Source organism: Fibrisoma montanum (genome assembly GCF_003583365.1).
In the GTDB taxonomy this organism is placed as follows: domain Bacteria; phylum Bacteroidota; class Bacteroidia; order Cytophagales; family Spirosomataceae; genus Fibrisoma; species Fibrisoma montanum.
This window is the reverse complement of the sequence record NZ_QXED01000007.1, coordinates 93,070-119,319: the sequence shown is the minus strand read 5'-3', so window position 1 is coordinate 119,319 and position 26,250 is coordinate 93,070. Positions and strand designations below refer to the sequence as shown.

The 26,250-nt window shown below is 55.4% G+C and carries 24 protein-coding genes; 7 read left to right on the top strand and 17 right to left on the bottom strand.

Features of this window, described 5'->3' with window-relative positions; genetic code table 11:
* Positions 1 to 281: 281 nt before the first annotated feature.
* The 3 genes from DYU11_RS23030 to DYU11_RS23020 all read right to left on the bottom strand — a co-directional run bounded on the left by DYU11_RS23030 (position 282) and on the right by DYU11_RS23020 (position 5,771).
* Positions 282 to 2,216, bottom strand: coding sequence for a helix-turn-helix domain-containing protein (locus DYU11_RS23030; RefSeq protein WP_119670087.1), 1,935 nt, complete (start codon positions 2,214 to 2,216; stop codon positions 282 to 284).
* 59 nt (positions 2,217 to 2,275) lie between these two features.
* Positions 2,276 to 5,101, bottom strand: coding sequence for an alpha-amylase family glycosyl hydrolase (locus tag DYU11_RS23025; protein WP_119670086.1), 2,826 nt, complete (start codon positions 5,099 to 5,101; stop codon positions 2,276 to 2,278).
* Positions 5,102 to 5,195: 94 nt separating this feature from the next.
* Positions 5,196 to 5,771 carry a Maf family protein gene (locus tag DYU11_RS23020; RefSeq protein WP_119670085.1) on the bottom strand — a complete coding sequence of 192 codons (576 nt, stop codon included), beginning with the start codon at positions 5,769 to 5,771 and terminating at the stop codon, positions 5,196 to 5,198.
* 77 nt (positions 5,772 to 5,848) lie between these two features.
* On the opposite strand from DYU11_RS23020, the gene DYU11_RS23015 reads away from it, so the two are divergent.
* The 4 genes from DYU11_RS23015 to DYU11_RS23000 are packed head-to-tail and all read left to right on the top strand — an operon-like array spanning position 5,849 to position 9,581.
* Positions 5,849 to 6,373, top strand: a complete 525-nt coding sequence (locus tag DYU11_RS23015) for a GNAT family N-acetyltransferase (protein ID WP_119670084.1) — start codon at positions 5,849 to 5,851, stop codon at positions 6,371 to 6,373.
* A 35-nt stretch (positions 6,374 to 6,408) separates the two neighbouring features.
* The gene (locus tag DYU11_RS23010) at positions 6,409 to 8,382 is read left to right on the top strand and encodes a BamA/TamA family outer membrane protein (RefSeq protein ID WP_119670340.1); all 1,974 of its coding nucleotides are present in this window, start codon (positions 6,409 to 6,411) and stop codon (positions 8,380 to 8,382) included.
* A 55-nt stretch (positions 8,383 to 8,437) separates the two neighbouring features.
* Positions 8,438 to 8,890, top strand: coding sequence for a MarR family winged helix-turn-helix transcriptional regulator (locus tag DYU11_RS23005; RefSeq protein ID WP_119670083.1), 453 nt, complete (start codon positions 8,438 to 8,440; stop codon positions 8,888 to 8,890).
* A 49-nt stretch (positions 8,891 to 8,939) separates the two neighbouring features.
* Positions 8,940 to 9,581 carry a YceI family protein gene (locus tag DYU11_RS23000; protein ID WP_119670082.1) on the top strand — a complete coding sequence of 214 codons (642 nt, stop codon included), beginning with the start codon at positions 8,940 to 8,942 and terminating at the stop codon, positions 9,579 to 9,581.
* 78 nt (positions 9,582 to 9,659) lie between these two features.
* Here DYU11_RS23000 and DYU11_RS22995 read toward each other — a convergent pair whose 3' ends face one another.
* The 10 genes from DYU11_RS22995 to DYU11_RS22950 form a co-directional block, all read right to left on the bottom strand.
* A complete protein-coding gene (locus tag DYU11_RS22995) occupies positions 9,660 to 10,064 on the bottom strand; it encodes a hypothetical protein (protein ID WP_119670081.1) in 405 nt (134 codons plus the stop codon).
* Between the two features lie 29 nt (positions 10,065 to 10,093).
* A complete protein-coding gene (locus DYU11_RS22990) occupies positions 10,094 to 10,441 on the bottom strand; it encodes a YciI family protein (RefSeq protein WP_119670080.1) in 348 nt (115 codons plus the stop codon).
* Between the two features lie 8 nt (positions 10,442 to 10,449).
* Entirely contained in the window at positions 10,450 to 10,809 is a 360-nt protein-coding gene (locus tag DYU11_RS22985; protein WP_119670079.1) for a nuclear transport factor 2 family protein, read from the bottom strand.
* An 84-nt stretch (positions 10,810 to 10,893) separates the two neighbouring features.
* Complete coding sequence (locus DYU11_RS22980) at positions 10,894 to 11,463, bottom strand: Crp/Fnr family transcriptional regulator (protein ID WP_119670078.1); 570 nt, start codon at positions 11,461 to 11,463, stop codon at positions 10,894 to 10,896.
* Between the two features lie 104 nt (positions 11,464 to 11,567).
* Positions 11,568 to 12,788 (bottom strand): PQQ-dependent sugar dehydrogenase, encoded by a 1,221-nt coding sequence (locus DYU11_RS22975; RefSeq protein ID WP_119670077.1) that lies wholly within the window; start codon positions 12,786 to 12,788, stop codon positions 11,568 to 11,570.
* Between the two features lie 100 nt (positions 12,789 to 12,888).
* Positions 12,889 to 13,434 (bottom strand): P-loop NTPase family protein, encoded by a 546-nt coding sequence (locus DYU11_RS22970; RefSeq protein WP_119670076.1) that lies wholly within the window; start codon positions 13,432 to 13,434, stop codon positions 12,889 to 12,891.
* A gap of 36 nt (positions 13,435 to 13,470) precedes the next feature.
* Positions 13,471 to 13,902, bottom strand: coding sequence for a hypothetical protein (locus DYU11_RS22965; protein ID WP_119670075.1), 432 nt, complete (start codon positions 13,900 to 13,902; stop codon positions 13,471 to 13,473).
* A gap of 103 nt (positions 13,903 to 14,005) precedes the next feature.
* Positions 14,006 to 14,944 (bottom strand): sugar phosphate isomerase/epimerase family protein, encoded by a 939-nt coding sequence (locus tag DYU11_RS22960; protein ID WP_119670074.1) that lies wholly within the window; start codon positions 14,942 to 14,944, stop codon positions 14,006 to 14,008.
* 406 nt (positions 14,945 to 15,350) lie between these two features.
* Positions 15,351 to 15,872, bottom strand: coding sequence for a Dps family protein (locus tag DYU11_RS22955; RefSeq protein WP_119670073.1), 522 nt, complete (start codon positions 15,870 to 15,872; stop codon positions 15,351 to 15,353).
* Between the two features lie 147 nt (positions 15,873 to 16,019).
* Entirely contained in the window at positions 16,020 to 16,928 is a 909-nt protein-coding gene (locus DYU11_RS22950; RefSeq protein ID WP_229365984.1) for a polysaccharide deacetylase family protein, read from the bottom strand.
* Positions 16,929 to 17,031: 103 nt separating this feature from the next.
* Here DYU11_RS22950 and DYU11_RS22945 point away from each other — a divergent pair, with 103 nt between their 5' ends.
* The 3 genes from DYU11_RS22945 (at position 17,032) to DYU11_RS22935 (ending at position 19,431) form a co-directional block, all read left to right on the top strand.
* Positions 17,032 to 17,898, top strand: a complete 867-nt coding sequence (locus DYU11_RS22945; RefSeq protein WP_119670071.1) for a glycoside hydrolase family 16 protein — start codon at positions 17,032 to 17,034, stop codon at positions 17,896 to 17,898.
* 129 nt (positions 17,899 to 18,027) lie between these two features.
* Complete coding sequence (locus tag DYU11_RS22940) at positions 18,028 to 18,528, top strand: DinB family protein (RefSeq protein ID WP_119670070.1); 501 nt, start codon at positions 18,028 to 18,030, stop codon at positions 18,526 to 18,528.
* A 222-nt stretch (positions 18,529 to 18,750) separates the two neighbouring features.
* The gene (locus DYU11_RS22935; protein ID WP_119670069.1) at positions 18,751 to 19,431 is read left to right on the top strand and encodes a hypothetical protein; all 681 of its coding nucleotides are present in this window, start codon (positions 18,751 to 18,753) and stop codon (positions 19,429 to 19,431) included.
* A 554-nt stretch (positions 19,432 to 19,985) separates the two neighbouring features.
* Here DYU11_RS22935 and DYU11_RS33975 read toward each other — a convergent pair.
* The 4 genes from DYU11_RS33975 to DYU11_RS22915 form a co-directional block, all read right to left on the bottom strand.
* The gene (locus tag DYU11_RS33975; protein WP_374755998.1) at positions 19,986 to 20,168 is read right to left on the bottom strand and encodes a transposase; all 183 of its coding nucleotides are present in this window, start codon (positions 20,166 to 20,168) and stop codon (positions 19,986 to 19,988) included.
* Between the two features lie 14 nt (positions 20,169 to 20,182).
* Positions 20,183 to 20,929: an IS1595 family transposase gene (locus tag DYU11_RS22925; protein ID WP_262697149.1), complete on the bottom strand. Its 747-nt coding sequence runs from the start codon at positions 20,927 to 20,929 to the stop codon at positions 20,183 to 20,185.
* 115 nt (positions 20,930 to 21,044) lie between these two features.
* Positions 21,045 to 21,983, bottom strand: a complete 939-nt coding sequence (locus DYU11_RS22920) for an ADP-ribosylglycohydrolase family protein (protein ID WP_119670067.1) — start codon at positions 21,981 to 21,983, stop codon at positions 21,045 to 21,047.
* 27 nt (positions 21,984 to 22,010) lie between these two features.
* A complete protein-coding gene (locus DYU11_RS22915) occupies positions 22,011 to 26,174 on the bottom strand; it encodes a hydantoinase B/oxoprolinase family protein (RefSeq protein ID WP_119670066.1) in 4,164 nt (1,387 codons plus the stop codon).
* Positions 26,175 to 26,250: the final 76 nt, after the last annotated feature.

Here is a 26,250-nt window from a genome sequence, read left to right as displayed (position 1 = left end):
TTAAGATTTGTTAAAATAGTCGCTGATTATCAGGAGGATAAAGCGATGAGTTGTAGTGCCATTTTGTGAAAATGGTACTACAACTCGTCGAAAAAGCTAAAAAAATAATGATTTTGTACGCGTCTGGTAGGGCTGGCTTAGGGTATTCGATGTCCCGGTTATTATACTACCTCAAGTGGCGTTTTGTATTTTATACCCCAAACCCCTTCAGAGGTTGTTTGGGGTATAATCACAGGAATGACCCTACAAGAATTACCCCATTGCCTGACTAACCGGAAGTTCTACTCGCGTACGTAGTTGAAGTAGTCGCTGGGGGTTTGCTGCGTAATCTTTTTGAACGCCCGGTTGAAGGCCGTTTTGGAGTTGAACCCAACCTCGAAGGCCAGACTCAGCAGCGTATAGTTGCGGAAGCGCGGGTCGTCCATCCGCTTCTTCAGTTCCTCCACCCGGTAGTAGTTGATGAAGTCGAAGAAGTTTTTTTCGAAGCCGTCGTTGATCACCCGCGACAGAACGTGTGGCTGTAGCTTCAGCTTCGTTGCCAGTTCATGAATCGTCAGGTTCGGGTTCGTGTAGGGTTTGTGGCGCTTCATATACGCTTCGACCTGTTCCTTCAGCGGCTGAATGTCCTCGTCGGGAACGGGCTCGGGGGGAGCCAGTGGGGCGGGACCCGGCTTGTCGATACGTTCCGCCACCGGTTGAACCGGCGCCGGAACGACCGGTAACGGCTCTGGCTGCTCAAACAGTCCGACCGGCAGCGGTTCCGGCAGCTTGAAGACTTCCGGCTGGTGGATGGCGTAGTAGCCCAGGAAATACGTAATCGTCGAAAACACCAGCCAGATCGCATCCACGTTCCGTTCAGCAATGGACAGTACGTCGAAGTCAACGATCCGGCTGAAGCCCACGATGACGTACATAAACGCCCACAGGGTCAGACAAATGGCCTGGATCGTCAGGACGCTGCTGAGGTATTGCAGGTTCTGCTCATAGGAATAGCTGGTCTGGTACTGGTCTTTATACGCCCGGATCAGCTTCCGGCACATAATCCAGTAGCGAATGTTGAACAGCAGCGCCAGGAACCCGAAACCTATAAACAGTGCCTGGAGGTCCCACGCCCGGTTTACCACTTTGAGTTGAAACACTTTGCTCTCCATCAGGAAATACGGCAGATACGCCAGCAGTTGGATCGCGGCCGGTAGGTAATGGTATTGCCAGCCCCGCGCCATACGATCCTGATTGAACAGCAGTTTACGAATGTAGAAGTAAAACAGGGGGGCGTAGATAAACCAGATGAAGTCGGGTACCAGCAGCAGCTTGGTATAAGCCTGGGCTACGTCGCGGAAACCGCTGATAACCCGGATGCCCATCAGTACCGACGTGATGCCCAGCAGCAGCACCAGCCGGCGATTGGCCTGCCAGTTGTAGTTATGAATGGTCGGGATGGCGATCAGCAGCAGCAGCCCCTGGAAGCAGGAGAACAGCATCAGCAGGTCGTAGATCGAGTAGAAATTGAACGTACCCGTCAGGTCCTCCCAGCTGATGATGTGCACGTCAACCGGCTGGTCGTTGAGGATGTCCCTGCGGTACACGATCCGGTTTGGACGGGCCTTGCCCACTTCGCGCCCTTCGACCGACTCCCAGTTGCCCCGCGTAAATTTATACTCCAGCCGGTCGGCGTCGGAATAGACCGTAACGGTATAGGTGCCGTCGGGCTGCTTCTGCAATCGATAGGCGGGATTGCCGGGGTTCCAGTTGGTAAAATCGCCGGTGATGAATAACTGCGCATCGTGGGGCGTATTGGCCGGTAGTTCGGTCACCACAAACCGATAATACGGTCGCTGTTCCCAGCCGGCAATAGTGGTTCGGATCAACTTTGGATTCGTACCCGGCGTTTTGCTGAGCCTGGCCCGGTCGTACACCCGGTTCGGTGTTTTGCCCCCATCGCTGTCGCCTTCGGCCAGCGCCCAGCTTCCCTGCGTGAACTTGTATTCGAAGTGAGTGAGCGAATCGGGCAGGCTGATGGCGTACAGCCCATTGGCCTGTTTCTGAAGCTTAAAATCCGGGTCGCCAGGGTCCCAGTTATTGAATTCACCGGCAATGTAGAGCCCCTTGCCGGCCGACGACAGATTCGGGTAGTTCGTAACCTCCACCCGAATCTGCGCCTGGCACGTCAGGACCAGAAAACTCCATAAAAAAACTATAGTCCAAAAAATCTTCATTCCGCAATAACGTTGGTGCGCTTCAGGTAAATCCGGCGGACCTCACACCAGAAGCGGCACTATAATTTTAGTAATTTCCTGACAATCGGCCGGTCGCCCTGCTGGATGCGCAGCAGATACAGACCCGTCGGCAACGTAGCGACGTTGATTGTTTGCTGCCACTGCTGCCCCGCCTTGTTCGTCTGCCACGAACGGAGCAAACGGCCGCCGGCATCGGTCAGCGTCAGGTCAACAGCCCCGCGATACCCGTTGGTCAGACTAACCACCACCTCGGCCTGAACCGGATTAGGACCAACCGTCAGGGCATCGGCCGGTTCTGCTTCAACGCCGGTAATGGTCAGAAAATTGAGTGTATACGGAACCAGGTTCGGTTTGGCGGCTGCGGTTCTGGTCGTGTTGAACACGTGAAACTCGCCCGGCTGCAGAATCAGTTGAGCGTTCTGCCCCGTACTTCTTACCTCCTGTCCCGAAAAATGATCGTACCACGTTCCTGACCCCAGCAGCCCCGCTTCCACCGTTTGTGGCACAACGTCAAAATTACCAATGATGTACGCCGTTCCGCCCGAACTCCGCAGGGTCAGGCGCTTCACCGCCCCGTCGAATGAAACCGAAAAGTCGTCGGTTGAAAACACCGGCTGGGTCAGTTTAAGTTTGATCAGTTCGCTATAAACGTCGAATAATTTTAGCCGGTCCGGCTCGCGCAGGTACTCCCAGCGCACGGGTTTCGCCCCGGTCCGACCGTTCTCGTCGATGGATACGTCGTAGCCCAGTTCGCCAAACTGCCATATGAGTTTCGGCCCCGGTACCGGCAGGAAAAAGGCCGCGGCCAGCTTGGCCCGGTCGAGGGCGGTCGGCAGATTTTTTGTGTTGTACGATCCCTGCGTACGGCCGTTCTGCCGCACATCGAACAGGAGCCGTTCTTCGTCGTGGCTTTCCATGTAGCCGATCAGGTTCGGTTGCTGCCAGTTCCGGGCTTTGTACGAAATGCCCGAAAAGTCGCTGCCGGCCGTAACGCCCCGGGCGGCCGTGCGGTACTGCCCGTTGTGATTGCCCCAGAAGAGCATCCCGTAGTCGGCCAGTTCTTTTTCTTCCTGGTTGTCGGCAAAGTGTTCGAGAATGATATAGGCCGTGGGGTCGTAGGAGCGGATCTGGTCGTAAATCCGTTTCCAGATGGCAACCCGGCTCGCATCGTAGGCGCTCCAGGCTCCTACGTCGCCCCCGGTATTCTTCTGCGTGAAGCCTTTGGAGAGGTCGAAGCGAAACCCGTCGAATCTGTATTCCTGCAGCCAGTAGCGGCACACCCGGTCGACCAGCGCTCTGGTGTCGGCACTTTCGTGGTTGAAGTCGAAAAACACGCTGAATGGGTGCGTCGCTTGCTGGTTGAAATACGGATTGTCGGCCGAGGGCTGGGTGCCGTCCCAGTACATCTTTACGTACGGAAATTCGTAGTCGGCCTGGTTCAGTACCATGTCGAGCACAACGGCGATGCCCTGTTTATGAGCCGCATCGATGAAACGCTTCAGGTCATTCTTCGTGCCGTAGGCCTTGTCGGGAGCGAAATAGAAAATAGGGTTATACCCCCAGGAGTCGTTGCCCGAAAACTCCATAATCGGCATCAGTTCGATGGTATTAATGCCCAGACGTTTCAGGTACGGCAGGCTGTCGGTGAGCGTCTGGTAGTTCCGGTTCTGCACAAAATCACGCACCAGTAGTTCATACACCACCAGATTTTTCGGGTCGGGCCGCTGAAAGGTTGTGGTCTGGAAGGCGAAGGGCGTTTGGGCGGGTTGCAGCACTGACACGGTGTTGCCCACGGCCCGCTCGGGGAAGGGTTTCAGGCTGGGGTACGTAGTGGCCGGAATGAACCTGTCGTTGTTACGATCCAGAATCTTGTCGGCATACGGGTCTGCGATGCCGATGGTGCCGTCGACCAGGTATTGATACGCCACCTCCTGGCCGGGCGTCAGGTTCGTCAGTTCCAGCCAGTAGCGGTTGCCGTCGGGGGTTCGGTTCATCAGGTACTGGCGTGAAGTCGTCCAGTTGTTGAACTCACCGAGGAGATAAACAAAATTCTTTCTAGGTGCGTACAGGACCAGCGTAGCGCGGTTGTCGGCGCTGTAGTTGATGCCATCCCGCAGGCCATTCGGGAGTGCGACGACGGGCGGCTCCGGACGGACCGTGAAGTAGAACGTATCGGCGGCCGTCTGGCCGGTAGGGGCGGTCAGGGTTTGAGCGCGGCTGATGACAGTACGTTTTACGCCCGTCTGTGTACCGGTGTTGATGGTGGTGCGGAGGGTATCCCGGTCCTCGGCCGAAGCAATAGGCTGTCCATCCAGCAAAACAGACAGGGACGCCCGCTGGGAGGCCGTAAACCGAACGGGCAGCGCCGTGTTGGCGGCAACGAAAAAGTCTTTGCCGGTAGGTTCAAGCCGCGAGATGCTGAGCCGACCATCGTAAATCCTGACGAACAGATCCTCCGTCTGCGCCTGGCCGTCGCCACTTTTTAACAGTACGCCCAGCTGGCGGATGGGTGTCCCGGACGGCACCCCGAAATACGTTCGGGGGACGAGCTTGATCTGCCATTTGTTGTTGCCGAGCGATGTCATTTTGCCGGGCGCAAACGGCTTGGCGAAGTCCGTCTGCCCGGCCGGCTGGAACTCAAACGCGTTGCCGGTTTCGGTCCGTCCGGCCCCCGACCAGAGATATACATCGTCGGTTTTCCCCAGGAGTCCCCTGGCGCGGCCGTCTTTGGCCTGGGAGACATCAAAAATCAAGGTTACTTCCGCGTCGGCGGTCGGGAACGCGGGCTGAGTTGTAACAGCCTGACCAACAACCGGCAGGGTCGAGATCAGGCAAAAGAAGGTGAGAAGGTATAAAAAGCGCATAGCTTGTTGTGAAAATAGTGCTAAATGTACGCTTTTTTGTAATATACTTTCCCCGATTTCGACCGTTGGCGAGGAAGACTATCGAAGCCTTCGGCTAGACGGCGTACGGTTTCAGCGCCTGATACACCCGGTGCGTAGGCAGACCCATAACGGTATAAAATGACCCGTCGAGCCGCGAAATACCGACCAGCCCCACAAAGTCCTGCGCCCCGTATGAACCGGCTTTATCGAACGGATGGCACTCGCGGATGTAGTAGTCAATTTCGGCGTCGGTCAGGTCAGCAAACCAGACGGTCGTTTCGTCCGTAAAGGATATAGCTGTGTCCGGCGCCAGCAGACAAACACCCGTCCGGACGCGGTGCGACCGCCCCGACAGGCTCCGCAGCATGCGGTGCGCGTCGGTTGCGTCGGTGGGTTTGTTCAGAATCTCGTTATCCAGAATCACCACCGTATCGGCGCAAAGAACCAGTCGGTCACCCAGGTCCGCCCGAAACTGGTCGGCTTTCTGGCGGGCCAGGTACTCAGCTACATCGCCTACAGGCATGTCGGCGGGAAAGAACTCGTCGGTAGGTCTGGTTTCGACGGTAAACGAAAAGCCGGCGTCCGTGAGCAGTTGTTTGCGCCGGGGCGACCCCGACGCCAGTACCAGCGGGTAACGTAATGAAAACATAGTGTATGAAAGCGAAACGCAAAAATAGCGTTCACGCCGGTTTTTAAGTTATATTAGTGAGTTACTGACTACTACCCATGAACATACGACTGGCTGAACCGACCGATGCGTCCCGACTTACCGATCTGGCGGTTCAAACCATGCGCGAAGCTTTCGGACCTCCGTACAATCCGGCTGAGCTGGTGGAGGAATACATTGCCCAGGCCATTACGTTACCCATCATCGAACAGGAACTGCGGGACCCGAAGGCCACCTTTTTGCTGGCCGAATCGGGCAGCGAACTGATTGGTTACGCCAAGCTGCGTCGCCACACGCCCCCGCGGCAGATGCCGCGGCCGCACCGGCAGGGCAGCCCGCTCGAAATCCAGCGCATTTATCTGCTCCGGGCGCATGTCGGGCAGGGACGGGGGCAGGCGCTTATGCAGCACTGTCTGAATCTAGCCCGGTCGCAGGCCTGCGGGGCCGTCTGGCTCGGTGTCTGGGAGCACAATGAGCGCGCCCTGGCGTTTTATAAAAAAATAGGGTTTGAGCGGTTTGGCTTCCACTATTTCCAGTTTGGCTCCGAGCGCCAGCGGGACTATTGGATGCTGAAACAGTTGTAACTAAACCATTTGCTTTTCAAGCTGTCGAATTGTCCGTGATCCCGTTAACACTACTCCGCTTCGTTCGTTCTCTGCGCTGGTTTCCGGTGTGGCTGCTCGTGGTGTGTGGGGTCGGTGCGGGTGCCCGCGCGCAGCAGGATACAACGGCCGCGAAAGCCGATCAGCAGAAAGGGGCTACCGATTCGCTCGCTACTCCGCTGTCGACGGCCGTGGCCGACAGCGTGTTGATGCAGCGCGACAGCATTTTTTATTCCCGTCTGAAACAGCGCATGTACAAGCACCGGCTGACCCGCCAGCTCTACGATGCGCTGTTCCGCGACGTGTACAACAGCCGCATCCAAACGGGCGAGGTAAACCAGATTGAAGTCAATCCGTTTCTGCCGTTCGAAGGGCGCATCATCGGCGATATCTATTTTCGGCGGCTGAACGTGTTCGGCCAATCGGTCTACGATACGTTGCGTAAAACGAACAACTGGGTCGAACGGATCGGTAACGGCCTGCATAGAAATACCCGCGAGGGAGTTATCCGCCGGTCGTACCTGCTGTTCAGGGAAGGCGACACCGTCGACCCGACCGTGCTGCGCGACAACGAACGGCTGCTGCGGAACACGGCGATCTTCCACGACGCCCGGATTCTGGTGGTGCCCCGCGAGGGAAGCCGGCAGTTTGTCGATGTGTACGTCATTACGCAGGATGTCTGGTCGCTGCAACCCAACGGCAGCGTGGGGGGGCTGGACCGGTTCAGCGTTGGCTTCGAGCAGCGAAATTTCCGGGGGCTGGGGCATCAGCTGTTCAGCCAGGTAGCGTATAACGGTCGGGATCCGCGGCAGAAACTGGAATACCAGGGGCGCTATACCGTGCCGTTCATCGGGAAGACCTTCCTGACGGCCCAGGCCGATTTTATCTACCTCCGCGACCGCAAGCAGGCATCGGCCCGGCTGTTCAGGCCCTTTCTGACCCCCGATACCAAATACGCCGGTTCGCTCGAACTGAGTCACTACCGCATCAATAACCGCGTGTTCGATCGCAACGATAGCATCCAGCTCGTGCCGCTGTCGTATACGTACAGCGATATCTGGATTGGCCGCTCGTTCCGGATGTTCTACAGCCGCCGGAATACCGAAGAGAAAGGACGGGCCCGGCTGATTGTGGCCCTGCGCAAAACAAACTATAATTATGATCAGCGTCCAACCGTAACGGCCGATACCAATCAACTCTACCAGGACAGCCGGACCACGCTCGTCAGCGTCGGGTTTTCGCTTCGTAAATACGTTCGCGACGTCTTGATTTATGGATTTGGCCGCACCGAAGACGTACCCGTCGGGGGGCTGGTATCGATTGTAGGGGGCGTAGACAATGCCGAACTGGGCGAACGGATGTATACCGGCCTGAATTTTTCGTATGGACGCTACATCAAAAAGGTCGGCTACATCTACGCCCTGACGAGCATCGGGGGCTATAGCCGCACCACCGGGCTCGAACAGGGCATTCTGGCGCTGGAGTCAAATTATTTCAGCCCCCTGCACATGAGTCCGATGGGCAACATGCGCCACTTCGTAAACGCCCGCTTTACCAAAGGCATTAACCGGTTTTCCGACGAGTTCATATCGCTCAGCGGAGGCACGTCGACCGGGACGTACATTGATGGGATCGGCGTGAACAGTGATTTTCTGCGGGGCAGCAAACGCATCCTGATGAATTACGAGAACATCATCTTTTCGAGGCTGAATTTTCTCGGGTTCCGGGTGGCGTTCATCACCTTTGCCAACCTGGGCCTGATCTCATTCAAGGATCAACCGATGTTTCGGGGGCCATTATACCAGGGCTATGGAATTGGTTTCCGGCTGCGGAACGAGAATCTGACGTTCAACAGCTTTCAGATCCGGTTGTCGTATTTCCCGAATATTCCGAACAACCGGCAGGAGTTCAGGTACGCGTTTGAAGGCATTCCTGCCCTCCGTTTTCGCGACTTCGATATCGCTGCTCCACAAATTATTCCATTCCGCTGAAACTTTTTCTGTATATAATGTTGTTACATCAAATGTAATAACATATATTTGCGGCATGTCTATCGAAACAGATATCAAACAGGCAACGTTCCGTAATCCGTATCATCGGCTGCTCGTTAACCTGATGTTTACGAGTAACTGGGTTGCGAACGCGCAGATGCACTTACTGAAGCCTTACAGTCTGACGTTGCAGCAGTATAACGTGCTGCGTATCCTGCGCGGACAGTACCCGAACCCGGTTAAGGTAAGCGATATCACCGAACGTATGCTCGACAAAATGTCGAATGCGTCGCGGCTGGTGGACAAACTGGTGCTGAAAAAACTGGTGCAGCGTACCGAGTGTCCGAGCGACCGCCGGGCGGTCGACGTAGTCATTACCAGCAAAGGGCTCGACCTGCTGAAAAAGCTGGATGTCGTGCAGGCCGATTACGAGGTCGATCTGAACAGCAAACTCTCCGACGAAGAAGCCACGCAACTCAGTCAGTTGCTCGATCGGCTAAGACGATAATTGCAATTTTTGAAACGAATACAACTCCTTTTTAAACACAAGTAATCCTATGAAAACACGTCAATTTTTAGCAAGTCTGGCGGCAGTTGTCCTGCTGGCAGGTGCATCGGCTTTTGTTGCCCCCGGTAAAAAAGAAGCCGCCTACAAACTCGATACGCAGAAGAGTGTGCTGAAGTGGAACGGTAAGAAAGTAACGGGTGAGCACTTCGGTACGGTGAAAATTCAGGATGGCTCGCTGACGCTCGACGGCAACAAGCTGGTTGGTGGTTCGTTCACGATGGACATGAACAGCATCGTTTCTACCGATCTGACCGACGCCGGCTACAACGCCAAGTTCATTGGTCACATGAAGTCGGAAGATTTCTTCAACACGGCCAAGTTCCCAACGTCTACCTTCAAAATCACGAAAGTAACGCCGGGCAAAGCCGCTGGTGAGTACACCGTGACGGGCGATATGACCATCAAGGGCATCACTAACGCTGTAACCTTCCCCGCTACGGTAAAGGCAAACGGCAACACGGTGACCGTGACTGGTAAAGCTACGCTCGACCGCACGAAGTACGACATCCGGTATGGCTCGAAGTCTTTCTTTGAAAACATCGGCGACAAGGCGATCTACGACGACTTTACGGTTGAGATCAACGCGGTAGCCACCAAAGATGGCGCTGCCACGGCGTCAAAGGCGAAATAAGGCATTTCCGTATCCCACCTATGATGCCCCGACACCCAATGGTGTCGGGGCTTTTTGTTGGCAGAGGCCGCCGGATCGTCAGTGGGGAATAACTGACTTAGCAGGGACGGCAAAGGGCAGCCATTGGTCGCGGGCGAAGGCACCGGCATACATCAACGTAGCCCCCAGCATGTTGAGTCCACGGAAAATATTCTGAAAATCCTGTTGGCTGGAGCCCGCATCGGGTACGTGAACCAGCAGAATAACCAGTACCAGATACAGCGCAAAGAGCAGTGCCGCCAGTTTATCAAGGCGGCCAACCAGCCCGCTGATGATAAAAGCCAGAATGCAGACGCCCGTGAAGTAATTCCAGACGTACGGAAATGGCAGGTAAGTCGGTACAAATTCCTTTACGCCGAAATCGGCCAGTGCAAAGTGCAGAAAGACGTAGAGGGTCAACGACAGCAGAAACAGCCACCGCCCCAGGCTAATGATCTTGTTCATTTGGGTTTACATAAATTGGTTGAATACCATTACAGTTCGAACGGCAGGATCGAGCGGATTTCGACGCTGCCGTGCGGGTACTTCAGAATCGGGCAGGTCTGTCCAAAGCGGATGGCTTCGTCCAGGTTGTCGGCTTTGCAGATGAGGTAGCCGGCCACTACCTCGCCAGCCTGCCGATGCGGGCCGTCGGCGGTTCCGTGGTTGCTGATCAGCACCCCGGCGTAGTCGATCGGTTTCGACGACACCAGTTTTCCCTGTTGGGCGATGTGGCTCATCCATTGCTGCCAGCGGGGCATATCATCCTGCATGTCCTGGGGCGTGGTGATGTACTGGCCATCGCCACTGAGGTTGCGGAACAGAAGCATGTATTCGGTCATGGCGGGTCTTAGTTTGTAGCGTAGTGGTGACGTTGGTGAATTACCCGGCCACCTTTCCAGCGCTGCACGGTAATCTGTGTGTACCGGCGTTTCCCCCAGTCTTTGTGGGTAAAGTCATACAGCCACTCGCTGACCGATACATCGTCGGCTACCAGTACGTTTTTCAGTTCGGCCGTATGGGGCTGATCGGCCACGGCCGTCAGAAAATTGGTCATGGCTTCGCGTTCGGCCGCCAGGCCAACCAACGGGGGCAGTTCATTTTCGTAATTGAGCACCGATTCGTCGTAGAACCGGTCGAAGGCTTCCGGGTATCGATACTGGGCCACCAGGTCGTTGAGGGCGGCTACCTGCTCGCGGAGATTTTGCATAGGTATATCTGTTGATTTAGAGTGAATTACCTATGCAAAGGTGGCCGATTACCGGCTGCTGACCATTGACAATTGTCAAGGTTTTCAGAGCCGGGCTTTGAGTCGGCTGTAGGTTTCAGGAGAGATGCCGAGGTAGGAAGCCACCAGCCTGCTCGACAGCCGGGCGAGGAGTTTGGGCTGGTATTCGCTGAGCCACTGCATGCGTTCGAGGGCGTCCATCGACACGAACGTATTGAGCCGGAACACCGAGTTGACGTACGATTGCTCGACAATCTGCCGGTAAATCTGTTCGAAGGGCGGGACGGTCTGGACCATCTTCTGGAAACTGTCATACCCAATGGCCATCAGCTGACCAGGCTCAACAACGCGGATGTTTTCCCGGGCGGATACCTGGTTGCCAAAGCTGAATAACTCGGAAACCCAGTTGTTTTCTACGACAATGTCGCGGGTACTTTCGTCGCCGTTACGGTCATAAACGAATACCTGTACGCAGCCCTTCACGACAAAATAGCAGTAACGGCAGATATCGCCTTCGCGCACCAAAAGCTGATTTCGGCGGGTTTTAAGCGGGCTGAAGTGGCTCATCACCTCGCCCAGCTGTGCGTCGTCGGCCCCGATCCGGTCGCGGATGTATTGTTCCAGAGACGCCTGCATGATCTGGCTGCGGGTTGATACGTTGGGTTATGCGTAACAAAAAAGGTCTGCCCCACTGGCAGACCCTGGCAATATACGGAAAGCGGGGAAAATACGACGAGGGACTAGCCCTTGTACGCTACGCGGTAGATCACACCGTTGTTGTCATCCGTGAACAGCAGCGACCCGTCGGTGTGAACAGTGATGCCGACCGGGCGGCCAAACTGCGATCGATTGTTGTCGATCAGAAAACCCGTTACGAAGTCGTCGAAGCGGGTGGGCTGGCCATTTTCAAAGTGCAGCCGCACAACCTTGTAGCCCGATGGAACGCTCCGGTTCCACGAGCCGCGCATGGTTACGAAGGCGTCGTTCCGGTATTCGGCCGGGAACGTCGTGCCGCTATAGAAAACCATGCCCAGCGGGGCGCTGTGAGCCTGGTACGTAAGCAGGGGCAGGGTTGTTTTCTGGAGATACTGCTGGTACGTGGTATCCCCTTTGGGCCGGTCGGCGGGGTTATATTTACCTTCCCCGTAAATGTAGGGCCAGCCGTAGTCGGCTCCCTGCACCAGTTTATTCACTTCTTCCTTCTGTTCTTCGTCGCCCAGCCAGTCAATGCCGTGGTCCAGGCCGAACAATTCTTTGGTGGTTGGGTGCCAGCCGAATCCGATGGTATTCCGCAGACCTTTGGCGAAGATTTTCCGCCCCGATCCATCCGGATTTGCCCACAGGATGGTCGCATGCTCAGGATTTGGCTCGGCGCAGGCGTTGCAGGTACTGCCCACGGTTAAGTACATCATACCGTCCGGGCCAAAGGCGATGGTGCGGTTGGGATGCTGCCCCCCGTCGGGCAGGTCGCTGATCAGTTGCTGCGGCTGCCCGAGCGTACCGTCGGGGTTCATGGGGGCTGCGTACACCTCCTTCACGGTAACGATATAGAGCTTCCCGGCGTGAACGGCCAGGCCGTGGGCCTGCTTCAGGGTCGCCACGGTTGTTTTGCTGTCGGGGAGCCCATCGTTGTTCGAGTCGCGCAGCAACGTAACGGTACCGGCTTCCCGATCTGAGACGTACACATGGCCCGCCGGACTGACGGCCAGCATCCGGGGTTTGCCTAAGCCATCGGCGTATTTGGTGACGGTGAAACCCGCCGGTACTTTCAGTTGCCGGATGTTGGCGTCCGTAGCATCGACGAGAGCCGGCCGAAACACGTAGCCTTGTACCTGAGCGGTAGTCGGCTGATCGTTCGTTTCCGGGATCATTTCCCTAAAGATGTTTTCGGCATCAGTACAGGCCACGACAAGGCCCAGGCCGGCCGCAGCGCCCAGCGACCATTTGAGTATAGTTTTCATAACGTTGTTGGAAGTTAAATTTCTGTATAAACATATCTTATAATCTATAGTTTAAATAGCTTTTTTGCGCAAATCAATTCAGCAGTGAGAGTAGGCCTTGTTATGAAGTTAATCGGTTGATTTCCAGTAGTATTCTGTTCGCCCGCTGCTCAACGGACGTATCGCCCCGAATGTCAATACAGGGACAGGAAAGCGTTTGCATCCATGTTTGGTGCGCTGTGAGGGTTCGGCCCCGGGCGGTATCATCATCGTAGCCGGATGCCCAGCTGATGAACTCGTTGTATTGGTTGTTCCGTACAGAGTCAGTAAAAATAACGTCACCGGATCGGCTCCATTCCCGCTGTTTTAATCGTTCGAGACGAATGGCAGGGGGTACCCACAGAAACACCGCCAGATCAAATGCATGCAGCCAGTGATCGCCCCAATTGATCACCGAACCGCCCAGTATCCAGTCTTCGTGGCCGGCCAGATGATCGCGGATGAGCTGATCTCGTTCAGACGGCCGGCGCCGAACGGTGAAAGGCGGATTGGTAGGCTCCCAGTAATACGTATCGCTGTCGAAATACGGGTAACCTAACACGTCGGCCAATGCCGTTCCCAGCGTTGTGACGCCGGACCCGGAAGCCCCGAACAGGTGAAGTTTCATGCGTGTTATGGCCGGGAAAGGGGGTTCTTTCGGCGGTTATCTGAAGCGAACCGACCGAAGTATGTTCAGAATGGTGGTTTCATCCTTTACATTGTGACCCACAATGGTCAGCCGATTCAGCGTGTCTTTTTGAATGAACACGCCGATGATGCCCCGGCCTTTCTGCAACGGGCGCACAAGCAGGGCGGGGCGGCCATCGATGGTAGTCTGCGTACGCTCGTGCGTAGCGGTCGTTTCCTTATCGAAGCGGTACGAATACCAACCGTAATCAAAGGATAACGTAGTGGCCCTGTCGGTCAGTTCGCCTACCTGCGAGTCGTACCCTACGCCGTTTTTGGCCCACCAGCCTTCTGGCGTAGAAACCTGAAATGCTCCCAGGTCAAGCGTTTTAGGAAGCGCTGTTTCGGGAAATTCACAACTCAGGAAACTCAATAAAAGCAGAAAGGTCAGCTTGCGATACGTTTGCATACCATTGCCGTTTACTACAGGACCCTGTCGGCTTCTCAATCGTTGTAATTGCCGGCGTTCCTGCCTTGCAACGTCTTTGAACGGACTGCATGACACTTCGCAATCAGCCCACTAACCCCGCAAATACGTCCCTGGCCGATGCCAGATCCTGTTTGCTGGCTTCGACTGGTCCCATCGTATTGGGTGATTCTTTTTCCAGACACTGCTCCAGCACCAGCAGCGGCCGAACGCCCTGCGCCTTGAGTTCACTGGTCAGCCGGCGGTAGTCGATGTCGCCGTCGCCGAAGGTTTCGGTCCAGATGCCGTTCTGCGACTGCCGGATGTGAACTTCAGCGATGCGCTTGCCGTAGAGTTTCACGACATCAAACAACGCAACCTGCGAATTGCCCGATCCGCGGTACACCCAGTGGGCATCCAGGCAGAGCGATACGTTTTTGGGATCGGATGCCAGCAGCATGTGGTGAAACTCGCGGGCGGCCTGCCGGTGTTCAGGCGCGTGGGTATGGTAGGCGAGGGTCATACCCCGTTTGCGAAGTTCGGCACCCAGCCGGTCGAGGTTTTTGGCCTGTTCGATCAGGTCGGCGTCGGTTTTGTCTTCATCGGTGCCCCACTTGATAGGGTTGGGGTTGGTCACGACAATTCGCGTACCGAGTGCTTTGGCGGTTTCGGCAATGGCCAGGGCGGCATCAATAGACTTGCGGGCTTCGTCGGTCCGGTGGAGGCTGCTGTTGACATAGATAGACGGCATGGATACCCCGTACTTTTTCAGGAGCGGAGCCAGCGTACGTACTTCGTCGATACTAGAAAGGCCCGGTTCGTAGGCCGTCAGCCCCGCCCTGGCAAACTCCGCCATCGACGCGTCCGGGTCGGCCATCCATTTTTTGCCCTGCCGCTCGTAAAAGGTGAGCCAGGTGTATGAATTACAGGAAATCGGCATGGAAGCCAGGAGAGGATTGGCCGTTGCGACCGGCGTATCGCTGAGGATGGCCGCCCCTGTCAGGCTGGTGGTTACGCCCAGGAACCGGCGTCGGGAGAAGTTCATAGCGGTAAAAGGTTTACGAGGGTCAGACGTACCGTCAGACCAGTATTATAGTCAACGAAAGTCGGTCAGACGTAGCGTCAGACCTGGAATGACAGCTCTAACAAGGTCTGACGCTACGTCTGACCGATATTCTGACCAATATACCGATCAGCAAAAGGCCAGACGTACCGTCAGACCCGGGATGACAAATCAACGGTTTCAAAAAAGGTCTGACCAAAAACTACAGTTGCAACGGTTTCAAATCAGGCCAGACGTACCGTCAGACCCGGGATGCTCTCGAAAAAGCCTATAACGACCGGGGCCGGGTTGTAATGTTAGCCGACAATCGGGGCAAAAACAAACAAAACGCGGTCGAACCAATTAGCTCGACCGCGTTTTGTGGGTGTTGATTCGGTGACAGGATGGACTACGACAGGTATTTGCGCAGCATCCAGGCCATTTTTTCGTGGGCTTCCATCAGGCCCGTCAGGAAGTCGGCGGTGCCGGCATCGTTTAGTTCCTCACAGGTTTCGACATCGCCCCGCAGTTCGCGAACAATCTGCTCATGATCGGTCAGCAGCCGCTCGAACATGTCGCGGGTTTTCACCTCGCCACTTTGATCTTCTTCCAGGCTCGTTCCTCCGATAAAGTCGGCCATGGTCGAGAAGGGCTTGCCACCCAGCGTCCGGATGCGCTCGGCTACTTCGTCGATCATTTCTTCGAGCGCCTTGTATTGCTCTTCGAAAAACTCGTGGTATTCCTTAAAGCTGGGTCCCGCCACGTTCCAGTGGTATTTGCGGGTTTTGATGTACAATACGTGCAGATCCGACAGGTAGGCATTGAGCAGTTCGTTGTCCTTTTTCAGTACGTCCTTGTCGAGGCCAATGTTCGGCTGGATGTTTTTAACGGCCTTGTCCTGCGTTTCGGGTTTGTTCAAATCAGTGGTCATAACTTGAGTGAGATAATGCTTTCTTCAATAACTCAATTGACCAAAAATTGTTAATGGCCGGATGATCGTCGATGCGGTAAAAAGTTGAATGCCCATTTTTTTAATCGGACCAGGACTGGGCCGGCGTTGTCGTACGGGCCCGTTCCGTCACCGGCCGGATGCCAACGCTTGAACCACTTCGGGCACTTCGGGCTCTCCTTTGAAGAAGCTGCCTTTTTTGCCCTGAGTCAGCGCCCAGCGGTGTAGCCACGAAATACCAGCCTTACCAACGAAGGTGTCTGTTGAACGGTAGGCGGGGTCTTGCTGAGCCTGTTTCAGCGAGATGAAAGCGAAGCCTTCGGCGGCCAAACGGGTCAGTAATTCGCCCAGATATACGGAGTTGATGGTGTTGGCATGCGTCAGCAGAATGTGCGGAATGGGTCGCCTAAACAGGGAGTCGGCCTGGGCTTCATAGTAGTGAATGCAAGCCATCATATAGTCAACGTATTGACGCCCAACCGATGCGGCCAGGGTCGGGTTGTGTTGCAGCAAGGCCCGATCGTAGGCCGCCGAAAACAGGTAATCGCCATTGTCGACCGAAACAGCCGCTTCCTCATACCCCCGGCTGATCAGGAAGCGGCTCAGCGAATCGCACTTGCCCGGCGTATTGCCCCGATGCAGGAACGGATGCCGGAAATAGCGTAGCGACTGCACCCGCTTTTGCAGCAGTGGCTTCAGCAGCGTTTCGCCACCCAGGACATCCTGCTGATAGATAGTGGTCGAAACATCGTTGTAGTCTTTATGAGCGAAGGTGTGGTTGCCCAGTTCCATACCCGCATCCAGCCAGCGGTTCAGGAGCCTGATCTGGCTGGAGTCGACGCGGGATTCGGTCAGGAGCCGATTGCCGATCACAAACCCGACGGCCGGAACGCGGTGGAGCGTAAGGTGGCTGAGCAGATGCTGGGTCAGGGTATCCCGACCGCCGGCTGTTTGATAGACCCGGGATACGGTCGGTAAATCATCGATGGTAATGCAGATTTGTTTCTGAGCGGAAACGGGCCGTGCGAGACAGTACATTACCAGTAAAAACGCAAATCGAGGCATGGGTGCGTAAAACAGTGGCCGAATTAGATAGGTAAACGTAGTTCGGTTCTTTTAATGGAGCAAACGAATTCTGATCATGAATCGATTACTCCTGCTTTTGTTGCTGTCCGCTGTTAGCTACGGCCTGAGTCCCGCCCTGAACCGCACTTCGATGACAGCGCGCAACCAGGTTGCGCCGTCGGATACGGTCTGGAAATTGGTTTGGGCCGACGAATTTACCGTGGATGGTCCGCCGGACCCTACGAACTGGACGTTCGAAAAGGGCTTTGTCCGAAATCATGAACGCCAGTGGTACCAGCCCGACAATGCCCGGTGCCGGAGCGGAATGCTGGTGATTGAAGGTCGCCGGGAGAGCCGCCCGAATCCTAACTACCAGGCAGGCAGTACAAACTGGAAAACCAGTCGGCCAACCATCGAATACACGTCTTCCAGCCTGAAAACGGCCGGTCTGCATAGCTGGCAATACGGCCGTTTCGAAATGCGGGGACGTATCGACACCCGGCCGGGGCTCTGGCCCGCATTCTGGACGCTGGGCGTAGCGGGCGAGTGGCCGGCCAACGGTGAGATCGACATCATGGAATACTACCGCAAGATGCTGCTGGCCAACGTAGCCTGGGGGACGGATAAACGGTATACGGCCAAATGGCGAACGGCAACCAGAGCCATTGAGTCATTTGATGATCCCAACTGGTCGAAGAAATTTCACGTCTGGCGCATGGACTGGGACCAGACAGCAATCAGCCTGTACGTGGACGATCAACTGCTGAATCGGGTGGAGCTGACTGAAACCATCAACGGCGACGGTACGAACGTCAATCCGTTTCATCAGCCCCACTACCTGCTGTTGAACCTGGCCATCGGTGGCGACAACGGCGGAGACCCCGCGCTTACTACGTTCCCGAGCCGATTCGAAGTGGATTACGTTCGGGTGTATCAGCGGTAATCTGTAGGGCAACGTAGTTGGGATACCAGTCATCGACGGGCGCGACCTCCCTGGTTAACGAAAGAGGCTGCATCAGCAAACAAAAGGGGGGCGTAGGGAGTCAGTATCTGAAACCATACTCCGACATTCATGGCTCAACCTACGCAACAATCTGCCGGGGAAACTGCCCTCCGCAATCAACTGGTTAAACTCCTGACCCGCTCCGAGGCCCATCAGTCGCTGGATGATGCGCTGCGGGATCTGCCGCCGGCGCTGCGGGGTGTCAAGCCCGACAAGCTGCCGTACAGCATCTGGCAACTGGTCGACCATATCCGCATTACCCAGCACGACATCCTGGAATTTTCCCGCGATCCTGATTACCAGTCACCGCCCTGGCCGGAGGGGTACTGGCCCGGGGAAGTAGCCCCGGCCGACGATGCTGCCTGGAACGAAACCCTCACCCGAATCCGTCAGGACCGGGATGCGTTCATCGGCTTACTCCAGGACCCGCAACAGGATCTACACGAACCCTTTCCGCACGGCGACGGGCAAACCCTCCTCCGCGAAGCCCTGCTCATCGCCGACCATACGGCTTACCACGTCGGCGAAATCATTGTCGTCCGGCGGCTGCTCGGAGCCTGGGAGAGTTGACTGGTTTCTGTAACTTGACAAGTTGTCAAGAAAACTACAGGTAACGATATATTTGATTGGATAAAAAGTATATAACATACCTTTCCCACTATAAAATATGAATATGCTGGAATTGAATTGTTATTGAGCCGTTTTAAATAAAAACGCCGTAAAAATACACCCCCGCCGCTTTGAAATTGCAGCGGGGTTTTCTATTTTTACGGCGTGTCAAATTATGTGGTCATGGAAAATAAAGATTTCAGCTCTCTTCTCGCAATTGAAAAACATCCGAGCAGATTTCAGGGGCGTTTCCGAGAGATATTTTCGGTGATTAAGAAACGGATTGATGCACGTATAGTCAGACAATTAGAATTAGAGCACCAGAAGCAGGAAATTGACAGACAGATCAAACAGCTTGAGATTGAGAACAACGAAGATTCAGAGTTAGTTGAGAGTTTAGCGGAGCATATCGACCTGATACTTGGAAGTTCTGGGCAACTGAAATTCGACTTTTCTGAAAGTGGCGATGAAACGCCGGTAAATAGAACAAAAAAACCAGCGGGACTCGCCACAGGGGAATGGGTTAAACCCGATGATATCTCTTGGTCAGAACTTGTTCTCAAAGCAATCGAAGAAGCAGACAATTGGATGCGATATTCTGAGATTGCCGACCAGATAGGAATGACGCAGAGTGCTAAAAACAACTACAGGGAGTCGATCACTAGCCAATTAAACAACCTTCGCGGGACTAAGATTTTAGGCATCCCTGCTTTCAGAAAAACTAAGTCAGGGTACGCCAAAACGTTTTTTAATGGCCTACCCGCTTTTTTTGAAACTCCCGAAAAGGAGCGTATTTACAGGGCAAAATTGGAAGAAAAAACACAAGCTGAGGGCTACTTGTTGGAAATACCGAACGAAGGCTAGAAACGAGCATACATTCAAACCATCTGGTTAGTGGTATAAGAGATTGAGCCTGTGTGCCGCCGAACTGATCCTTCGGCGGCACTAACAAAGCTCAATAGGGGGCTGGCAAACCCTTCAGTAAAACCAGCGCAGTACACAAGATTCTATAGCGCCATGAACAGCCAGAATCGAGTGCCATCCCGGATAGTCCGTATCCGATGTACAGAACGACGGACAACTTACCGACACAGGGAGCGAGTAATTCGCACAATTCCCCCCAGTCGGCGCAAATGCAGGCCTAAGCCTTGCAAACAGTGGCGATAAATCGCCTATGGGTTCTGGGGCCGACCTTTAACGGCCCCGTTTTTTTTCTTCAGCTGCTCATTCGTAACAGGTGAGCCTTGAATGAGTGTAGTCATTACTTGCTCAAATTCCTCAAATGAAACACTAACGTCTTTCTCAACGATAACAACGGTAGTGTTCTTATGTTTGGACGCCTTCTTTGATTTACCCATCACGTTTTGACAAGAAATACGAGCAAAGAAAGCGCCAAATATACTGATTGTCAACTTTTGCTAATCCTGAGCAATTAAGTTTCGATAAGTTAGCCGACCACTAACGCGATTTAATGAGTGCTCAAAACGAGCGCCATCTTTTATTTTGCGGGTATTGTAACGATAAGAACTCTCTCCCACGTAACGGTCTAAATGCTTGACGCTAACACTGTGATAAATACCAAAAATCGAACGTTTTAGCAAAGACCAGTAACCTTCTAATGTGTTGGTGTGAGCTGAGCTTCACCGCTTTTATATTGGCCCTCACCGTGCCGAACAATACCGTGTTGATATTGATGGTGAAGATTCATATACGCCCGGAACTCATCGGTCATAATGGATGCAACAATACTAACGTGCTCTTTAATAATCGGCAATAAAATCTTGGCCGTTGTGCTGGTAACGGTCACGGCAACAACCCGACCGCCCCGTTCTATCATACCAAAATCAGGAGCCTTTGTTTTAGTGCTTCTTCCTTGCGTACCCGCCGTTTTCTTGTTGGCGTGTTTGTTTTTTTCGGCCCCGCCGATATACGTTTCATCTACTTCAACAATACCCTTTAATGGGGCCTCTAAGGTCTTTTCCGCCATAAAGTAACGGATTCGTTGAAGCATGAACCACGCCGTTTTTTGGGTTACGTCCAAATCACGGGCTAACTGGTGCGAAGCATAGCCTTTTTTATGAGCCGTAACGATATAGATAGCCACAAACCACACGCGAAGTGGGATTTTGCTTTCCTCAAAGATAGTGCCCTTTAAGACGCTGAATTTCTTATAACACTCAGGATTAGAGCACTTATAGCCAGTTACAATTTTATAAGTCTTGCCATTGTTACCACAATAGGGGCAAACTGGCTTACCTTTCCAGCGTAATTGTGCCAGATACTCTTTACACACGTTTTCGTCTGAAAACCGCGCTTGCAGGTCGTTCAGATTTTCGGGATGGGAAAGAGTTGACTGACACATAAAACTTTGATATTGACAGCACTAAGATACAGAGGATAATTGATTTATCCAAACAGGTATATCAAAATTTTCGTACCCTTTTTGTCCAATCAAATATATCGCTACCATAAATAACCTACGCATACCGCCCGGCAAAGCGCTCGGCCAGTTTCTCAATCGCTTCCTGTTTGGCCAGGCTGTAGACCCAGTGGGTGGGAATGGCCTCGTAGCCATAGGCCAGTCCGGCCAATCCGCCAGTGACCGTTCCGGTCGTGTCGGTATCGTCGCCCAGGTTTACGGCTTTCAGTACGGCTTCTTCAAACGATCGGGTGGTTAGCAGGCACCATAGGCTGCTTTCCAGCGTATCCATTACGTAGCCGGAACTGCGAATAGCCGGCTCGTCGAGATGAGACAGGTCGGCTTGCAGGATGCGGTCAAACAACCGGATTTCGGTCGGTGAGAAGGCGTTTTCGGCAATGAAGTCGTTGACGCGGGTCTGCATGCGGGCATAAGCGGCCGGAATGTCCGGGTCGGTCAGCAGTTGAATGGCCAGTTCGACGTAAACGAAACAAGCCATTACCGAGCGAAAGTGGCCATGCGTAATGGCCGAAAGAGCCCTGACCGTATCAAATCGGGTCTGCATCGACGGCTCGTTACAGAGGTAAAACGCGACGGGGAGAATCCGCATGAGTGAACCATTCCCATTATCTTGTTCCAGAAGGCCACCTGATAGGGTCGGACTGGTTCCGTTAATGACCCGGGTAAGTGCTGTTCGGGTGGCGCCACCAATATCAAACACTTCGTCGTGGGCGCCCCAGTACCCTTGCTGATACCAGCGGACAAACCGGTTGGCAATGTCTGCTACGTCATAACCGGTACAGAGACTTTCGGCCGTACAGAAAAGCAGCGAACTATCATCCGAAAAGGTGCCCGGTGGCTGGTGCCAGACGCCGTACCCTCTGTAATCGGTAACCGGATTTCGGCTCAGGGCCGCTCTTGACATAAACTCAACCGGTACGCCCAGCGCGTCGCCGATTGCCGCCCCAATGAATGCGGCCTTCACTTGATCAATCATGGGCCTAACATACAACGAAACGGGGAACTAGCCAACCCCACCGCCCCCCGGTGTTTCGATCCGGATTCGGTCGCCGGATTGCATTGCCCGCGTAAAAATGCCGGGCAGTTCGTCGGCGGTGCCGTCCGGATAAAGCAAGGTCTGTCGGCCCGGCTTTCCCGACTCGCCACCGTTGAGGCCGTAGGGAGCCACGACCCGGTGCTGACTGAGGAGCGTTGCCTGCACCGGCTTCAGGAACTCGATCTCCCGGATTATACCATCCCCACCCCGCCACCGGCCGCTACCCCCAGACCCCTCGCGGATGCTGAACTGATGCAGCCGGACCGGGTAGCGCCGTTCGAGTTCTTCGGGGTCGGTGAGTTTGGTATTGGTCATGTGCTGATGCACCGCCGAGCGTCCGTTGGCGCCGACCGTTGCGCCCGCGCCCCCACCGATGGTTTCGTAATACCCGAAGGCGTCGGTGCCAAACAGGAAATTATTCATCGTACCCTGGCTACAGGCGGCTAGCCCCAGGGCTTTCAGAAGGGTATCGACCAGGCGCTGGCTGACCTCCGTGTTGCCGCCCACTACGGCCGGACAGGCGCTGCCGTCGTCGGAAAAGACCGGATTGAGAAACGAGGATGCGGGCAGGATGAGCCGGACGGGTTCCATCAGGCCTTCGTTGAGCGGAATACTCCCCGAAGCCATTGGTGCATCGGCCGCATCGGATTCGATCCAGACCCGTAGTACGTACAGAATGGCACTGTGCAGAATCGATACGTTTGCGTTCAGGTTGTTGGGGTGAACCGGCGAGGTACCCGTGAAGTCGAACGTAAGGGTCTGACGATCAGTCGTAATATGGACAGCAATGGTATGACCATCGTCGAGGGATTCTGTGGCCTGCCCAATCGTCTGACCGAAGGTTTGACGAGCTGGCGCTGTCGGATTGGGAGGTAGTTTACTGACAGACGATTGTGCGCTAAACCGCGTCGGACCGGCGGTCAGACGCTGCCGGATCACCGTCGCTGCCGATTGTTTGAGCCGCTGCATGTATTGCTGAACGGTGGGCAAACCGTGTTGCCCGACGAGCGCGCGGAGGGCCTGTTCGCCCGTTCGGAGCGATGCCAGAGCCGCTTCGATGTCGGCCCGATTTTCGGCCAGGGCGCGGGTCGGGTAGGGGGCGTCCGTAAACCGTGTGGCCAGACCATCGGGGCCATCCCAGCGAAAAACGCCGTTTCTTACGACGTACTGCGGTTCCAGCACAACGCCCTCTTCGGCCAGATTGGTTGCATCGGGCGGCATGGAACCGGGAACTTTACCCCCAATTTCGGCGTGGTGCGCCCGGTTGATGACGTAGCCAATCAGGTCGCCCTCGTCCGTGAAGGCACCGCTCAGCATCGTTACGTCGGGCAGGTGCGAGCCACCGTATTTGGGGTGGTTGGTAATCACGACGTCGCCGGGACCGATTGGTCGTTGTTCAAGCACCAGCCGGGCGCAAACGCCCAGACTACCCAGATGAACAGGAATGTGCGGGGCGTTAGCAACGAGTTGGGCGTGGTGATCCAGCACCGCGCAGGAGAAATCGAGCCGTTCTTTAACGTTGGTCGAAAAGGCGGTGCGTTGGAGCTGAGCGCCCATTTCTTCGGCAATGGCCATGAACCGCCGGGCAAACAATTCGGTCTGAGCCAGGTCGCTGAGTGCCGGCTCGTCTGGGGCCTCGATATCGGCGATGTACTCAACAAGGACGTTTTTGTCGGCCTGAACGATTACTCGCCAGCCCGGCTCGATGAAGGCCGAAGACGTTCGGTTGAGCAGCAGTGCCGGCCCCCGAAACGTATCGCCCTCGTGCAGGGTCGTCCAGTCGTAGGCGGGGTAGTGACCGGCCAGAAAAGCAGGGACAACCTGCCGATGGCTGCCAGGCGGCTGGTTCACGACGGTCTGCTGCGGAGCGGTGCTGACCATAACCCGAATGCTTTCCACTTCGATGGGGCGGCCTTCGGGGTAGTGACCGTAGAGGTGTTGGTAATGGGCACGAAACGGTTCCGATAACGAACCCTTCAAACTGCCCGTTACGGGAACCGGAAGCGCAGTTTCCTGGCCCTGCAGGCGCATGTACAGCACTACCGACACTACGTCGATTGGCACATCGGGGCCCACATCGGCCGCCAGTTCGTCTTTCGCCTGCGCAGCCAGCGTCAGCGCCAGGTCCGGCCAGGTTGGTTCTACCTCCGCCAGCGGCTGCAACACCGATTGCGATGCCAGGCGCTCGATACGGGCCTGTCCCATGCCATAGGCACTGAGCAATCCTCCGTCGAACGGCAGAATCAGCCGCTCAATACCAAGGAGCCGTGCAACGGAGCAGCCATGCAGACCGCCCGCTCCGCCAAACACCAGCAGAGCGTAGTCTGTCGGGTCGAAGCCGCGTTGCACCGAAATCTTCCGAATAGCCCCGGCCATGGCTTCATCGGCGATCCGTTCAAAGCCCCGCAGGATCGTCAGGCGGTCGGTATCGCCAATCTGGTCAATGATCTGCTGCAGGGCGGCTTCGGCTTTTTCCGGAAACACCGGAATCCCGAACTGAGCCGGATGCAGTTTCCCCTGCAGCAGGTTCACGTCGGTAATGGTCAGCAGCAACGACTGGCCGGGAATGCCCGCACCGTAGCAGGCCGGACCCGGATTCGCCCCCGCGCTGTGCGGACCAACCCGCAACTGCCCGTCGAACCAGCAGACCGAACCACCTCCGGCGGCCACCGTCTCGATAGCCAGCGAGGGGAGCTGCAGGTCAAACTGGCTGATGCGGGTTGTGAATCGGTAATCCATCTGGCTATCGTAGCGGGCAGCATCGGTGCTGGTACCGCCCATGTCGAAGGTCAGTACTTTATCGAATCCCAGTTGCTGGGCAATGGCCGCCGAACCGATTACCCCCCCGGCCGGACCGCTCAGCAAACTATCTTTGGGCCGAAACAACTCCGCTTTTACTAACCCCCCCGCACTAGTCATGACCCGGACTGGATGGTCCCGGACTGGATAGGCCCCGACCGGATGGTCACGGACTGGCGAGTGGCTGGCCAGTTGTTTCTGAATATTGGTCAGGTACGTTTTTAACACCGGTGTCAGATAGGCATCGACTACGGTTGTCTGGGTGCGGGTGACGTACTGCGGGGCCGTTGATACGTCCGTCGACAGGGTAATCGCATCAAATCCCGCAGTTGCCAGGGCGTCGCGGAGCTGGCGTTCGTGCGTTGGATTTCGGTACGCGTTCAGCAGGGAGATTGCCACGGCATCGGGTCGCTGCTGCTGTAGCTGCTCGATAAGCTGTGCGATGGTATCATCCGACAGGGCCGTCAGGATTTGTCCGTCGGCGGTCAGGCGTTCGTCTACTTCCAGTACGGTTTCGTAGAGGACTTCGGCGGGGGGTATGGCCAGTTGAAATAGATTCGGGCGTTGCTGGGTACCAATTTTCAGTAAGTCCCTGAAGCCTTTCGTCACCACCAGGGCAACACGTCCGCCTTTCCGTTCGAGCAGGGCGTTGGTACCCCGGGTGGTGCCCAGCCGCATCTCCAGGGGCGGAAACGGCTGGCTCAGGGGTGTCTGAGTCAGCAGGCGGGCCGCCAGCACGGGGGCTTCTTCGCCGGTGAACAGCTCGACGGTCAGCGGGAGATCGGTTGTTCCGGCGGGCAGGCGAATTTCCCCATTGGCCGAATCGGCAAGCTGAAGCGAACCGTCGGCCGTCAGTGAATGAATCGTGAATTCTTCGTTTGTTTCAACCACGCGCAGCCGATACCCGTCGAAGACAGGCGCTGTAAGCCAGGGCGCTTCGAGCCTGAACGAATGGACTGGCGCTTGGGTCAGACGTTCCGTCAGATCGCTGGGCTCGGGCACGGATGCATGAGGGTTGGCGGAGTCCTCAGATTCGGTCTGACGGAACGTCTGACCGCTGCTTGAGGGCTGAGGGGTTGAGAGGTTGCGAGGAGTGTCCAGCTCGGTCAGACGTTCCGTCAGACCGCTGGGCTCGGGAATGAATGCATGAGGGTTGGCGGGGTCCTCAGATTCGGTCTGACGGAACGTCTGACCGCTGGCTGACGGCCGTACAACCAAACGCCCCCGCAGTCGGCTGCTGCTGAGTACTTTGATGCGATGTAAAAGGCCGGATGGGTCGAGCGCAAGGCCGTCGGTAAAGGTGCCGCCGGTATCAATCCAGATTTGCCACATACGGTGGAGTCAGTCGGTAATTGTCAGAGTATTTTATTGCTAAAAACGGCCAAAGTACGTAAACTTAATAGCCGAT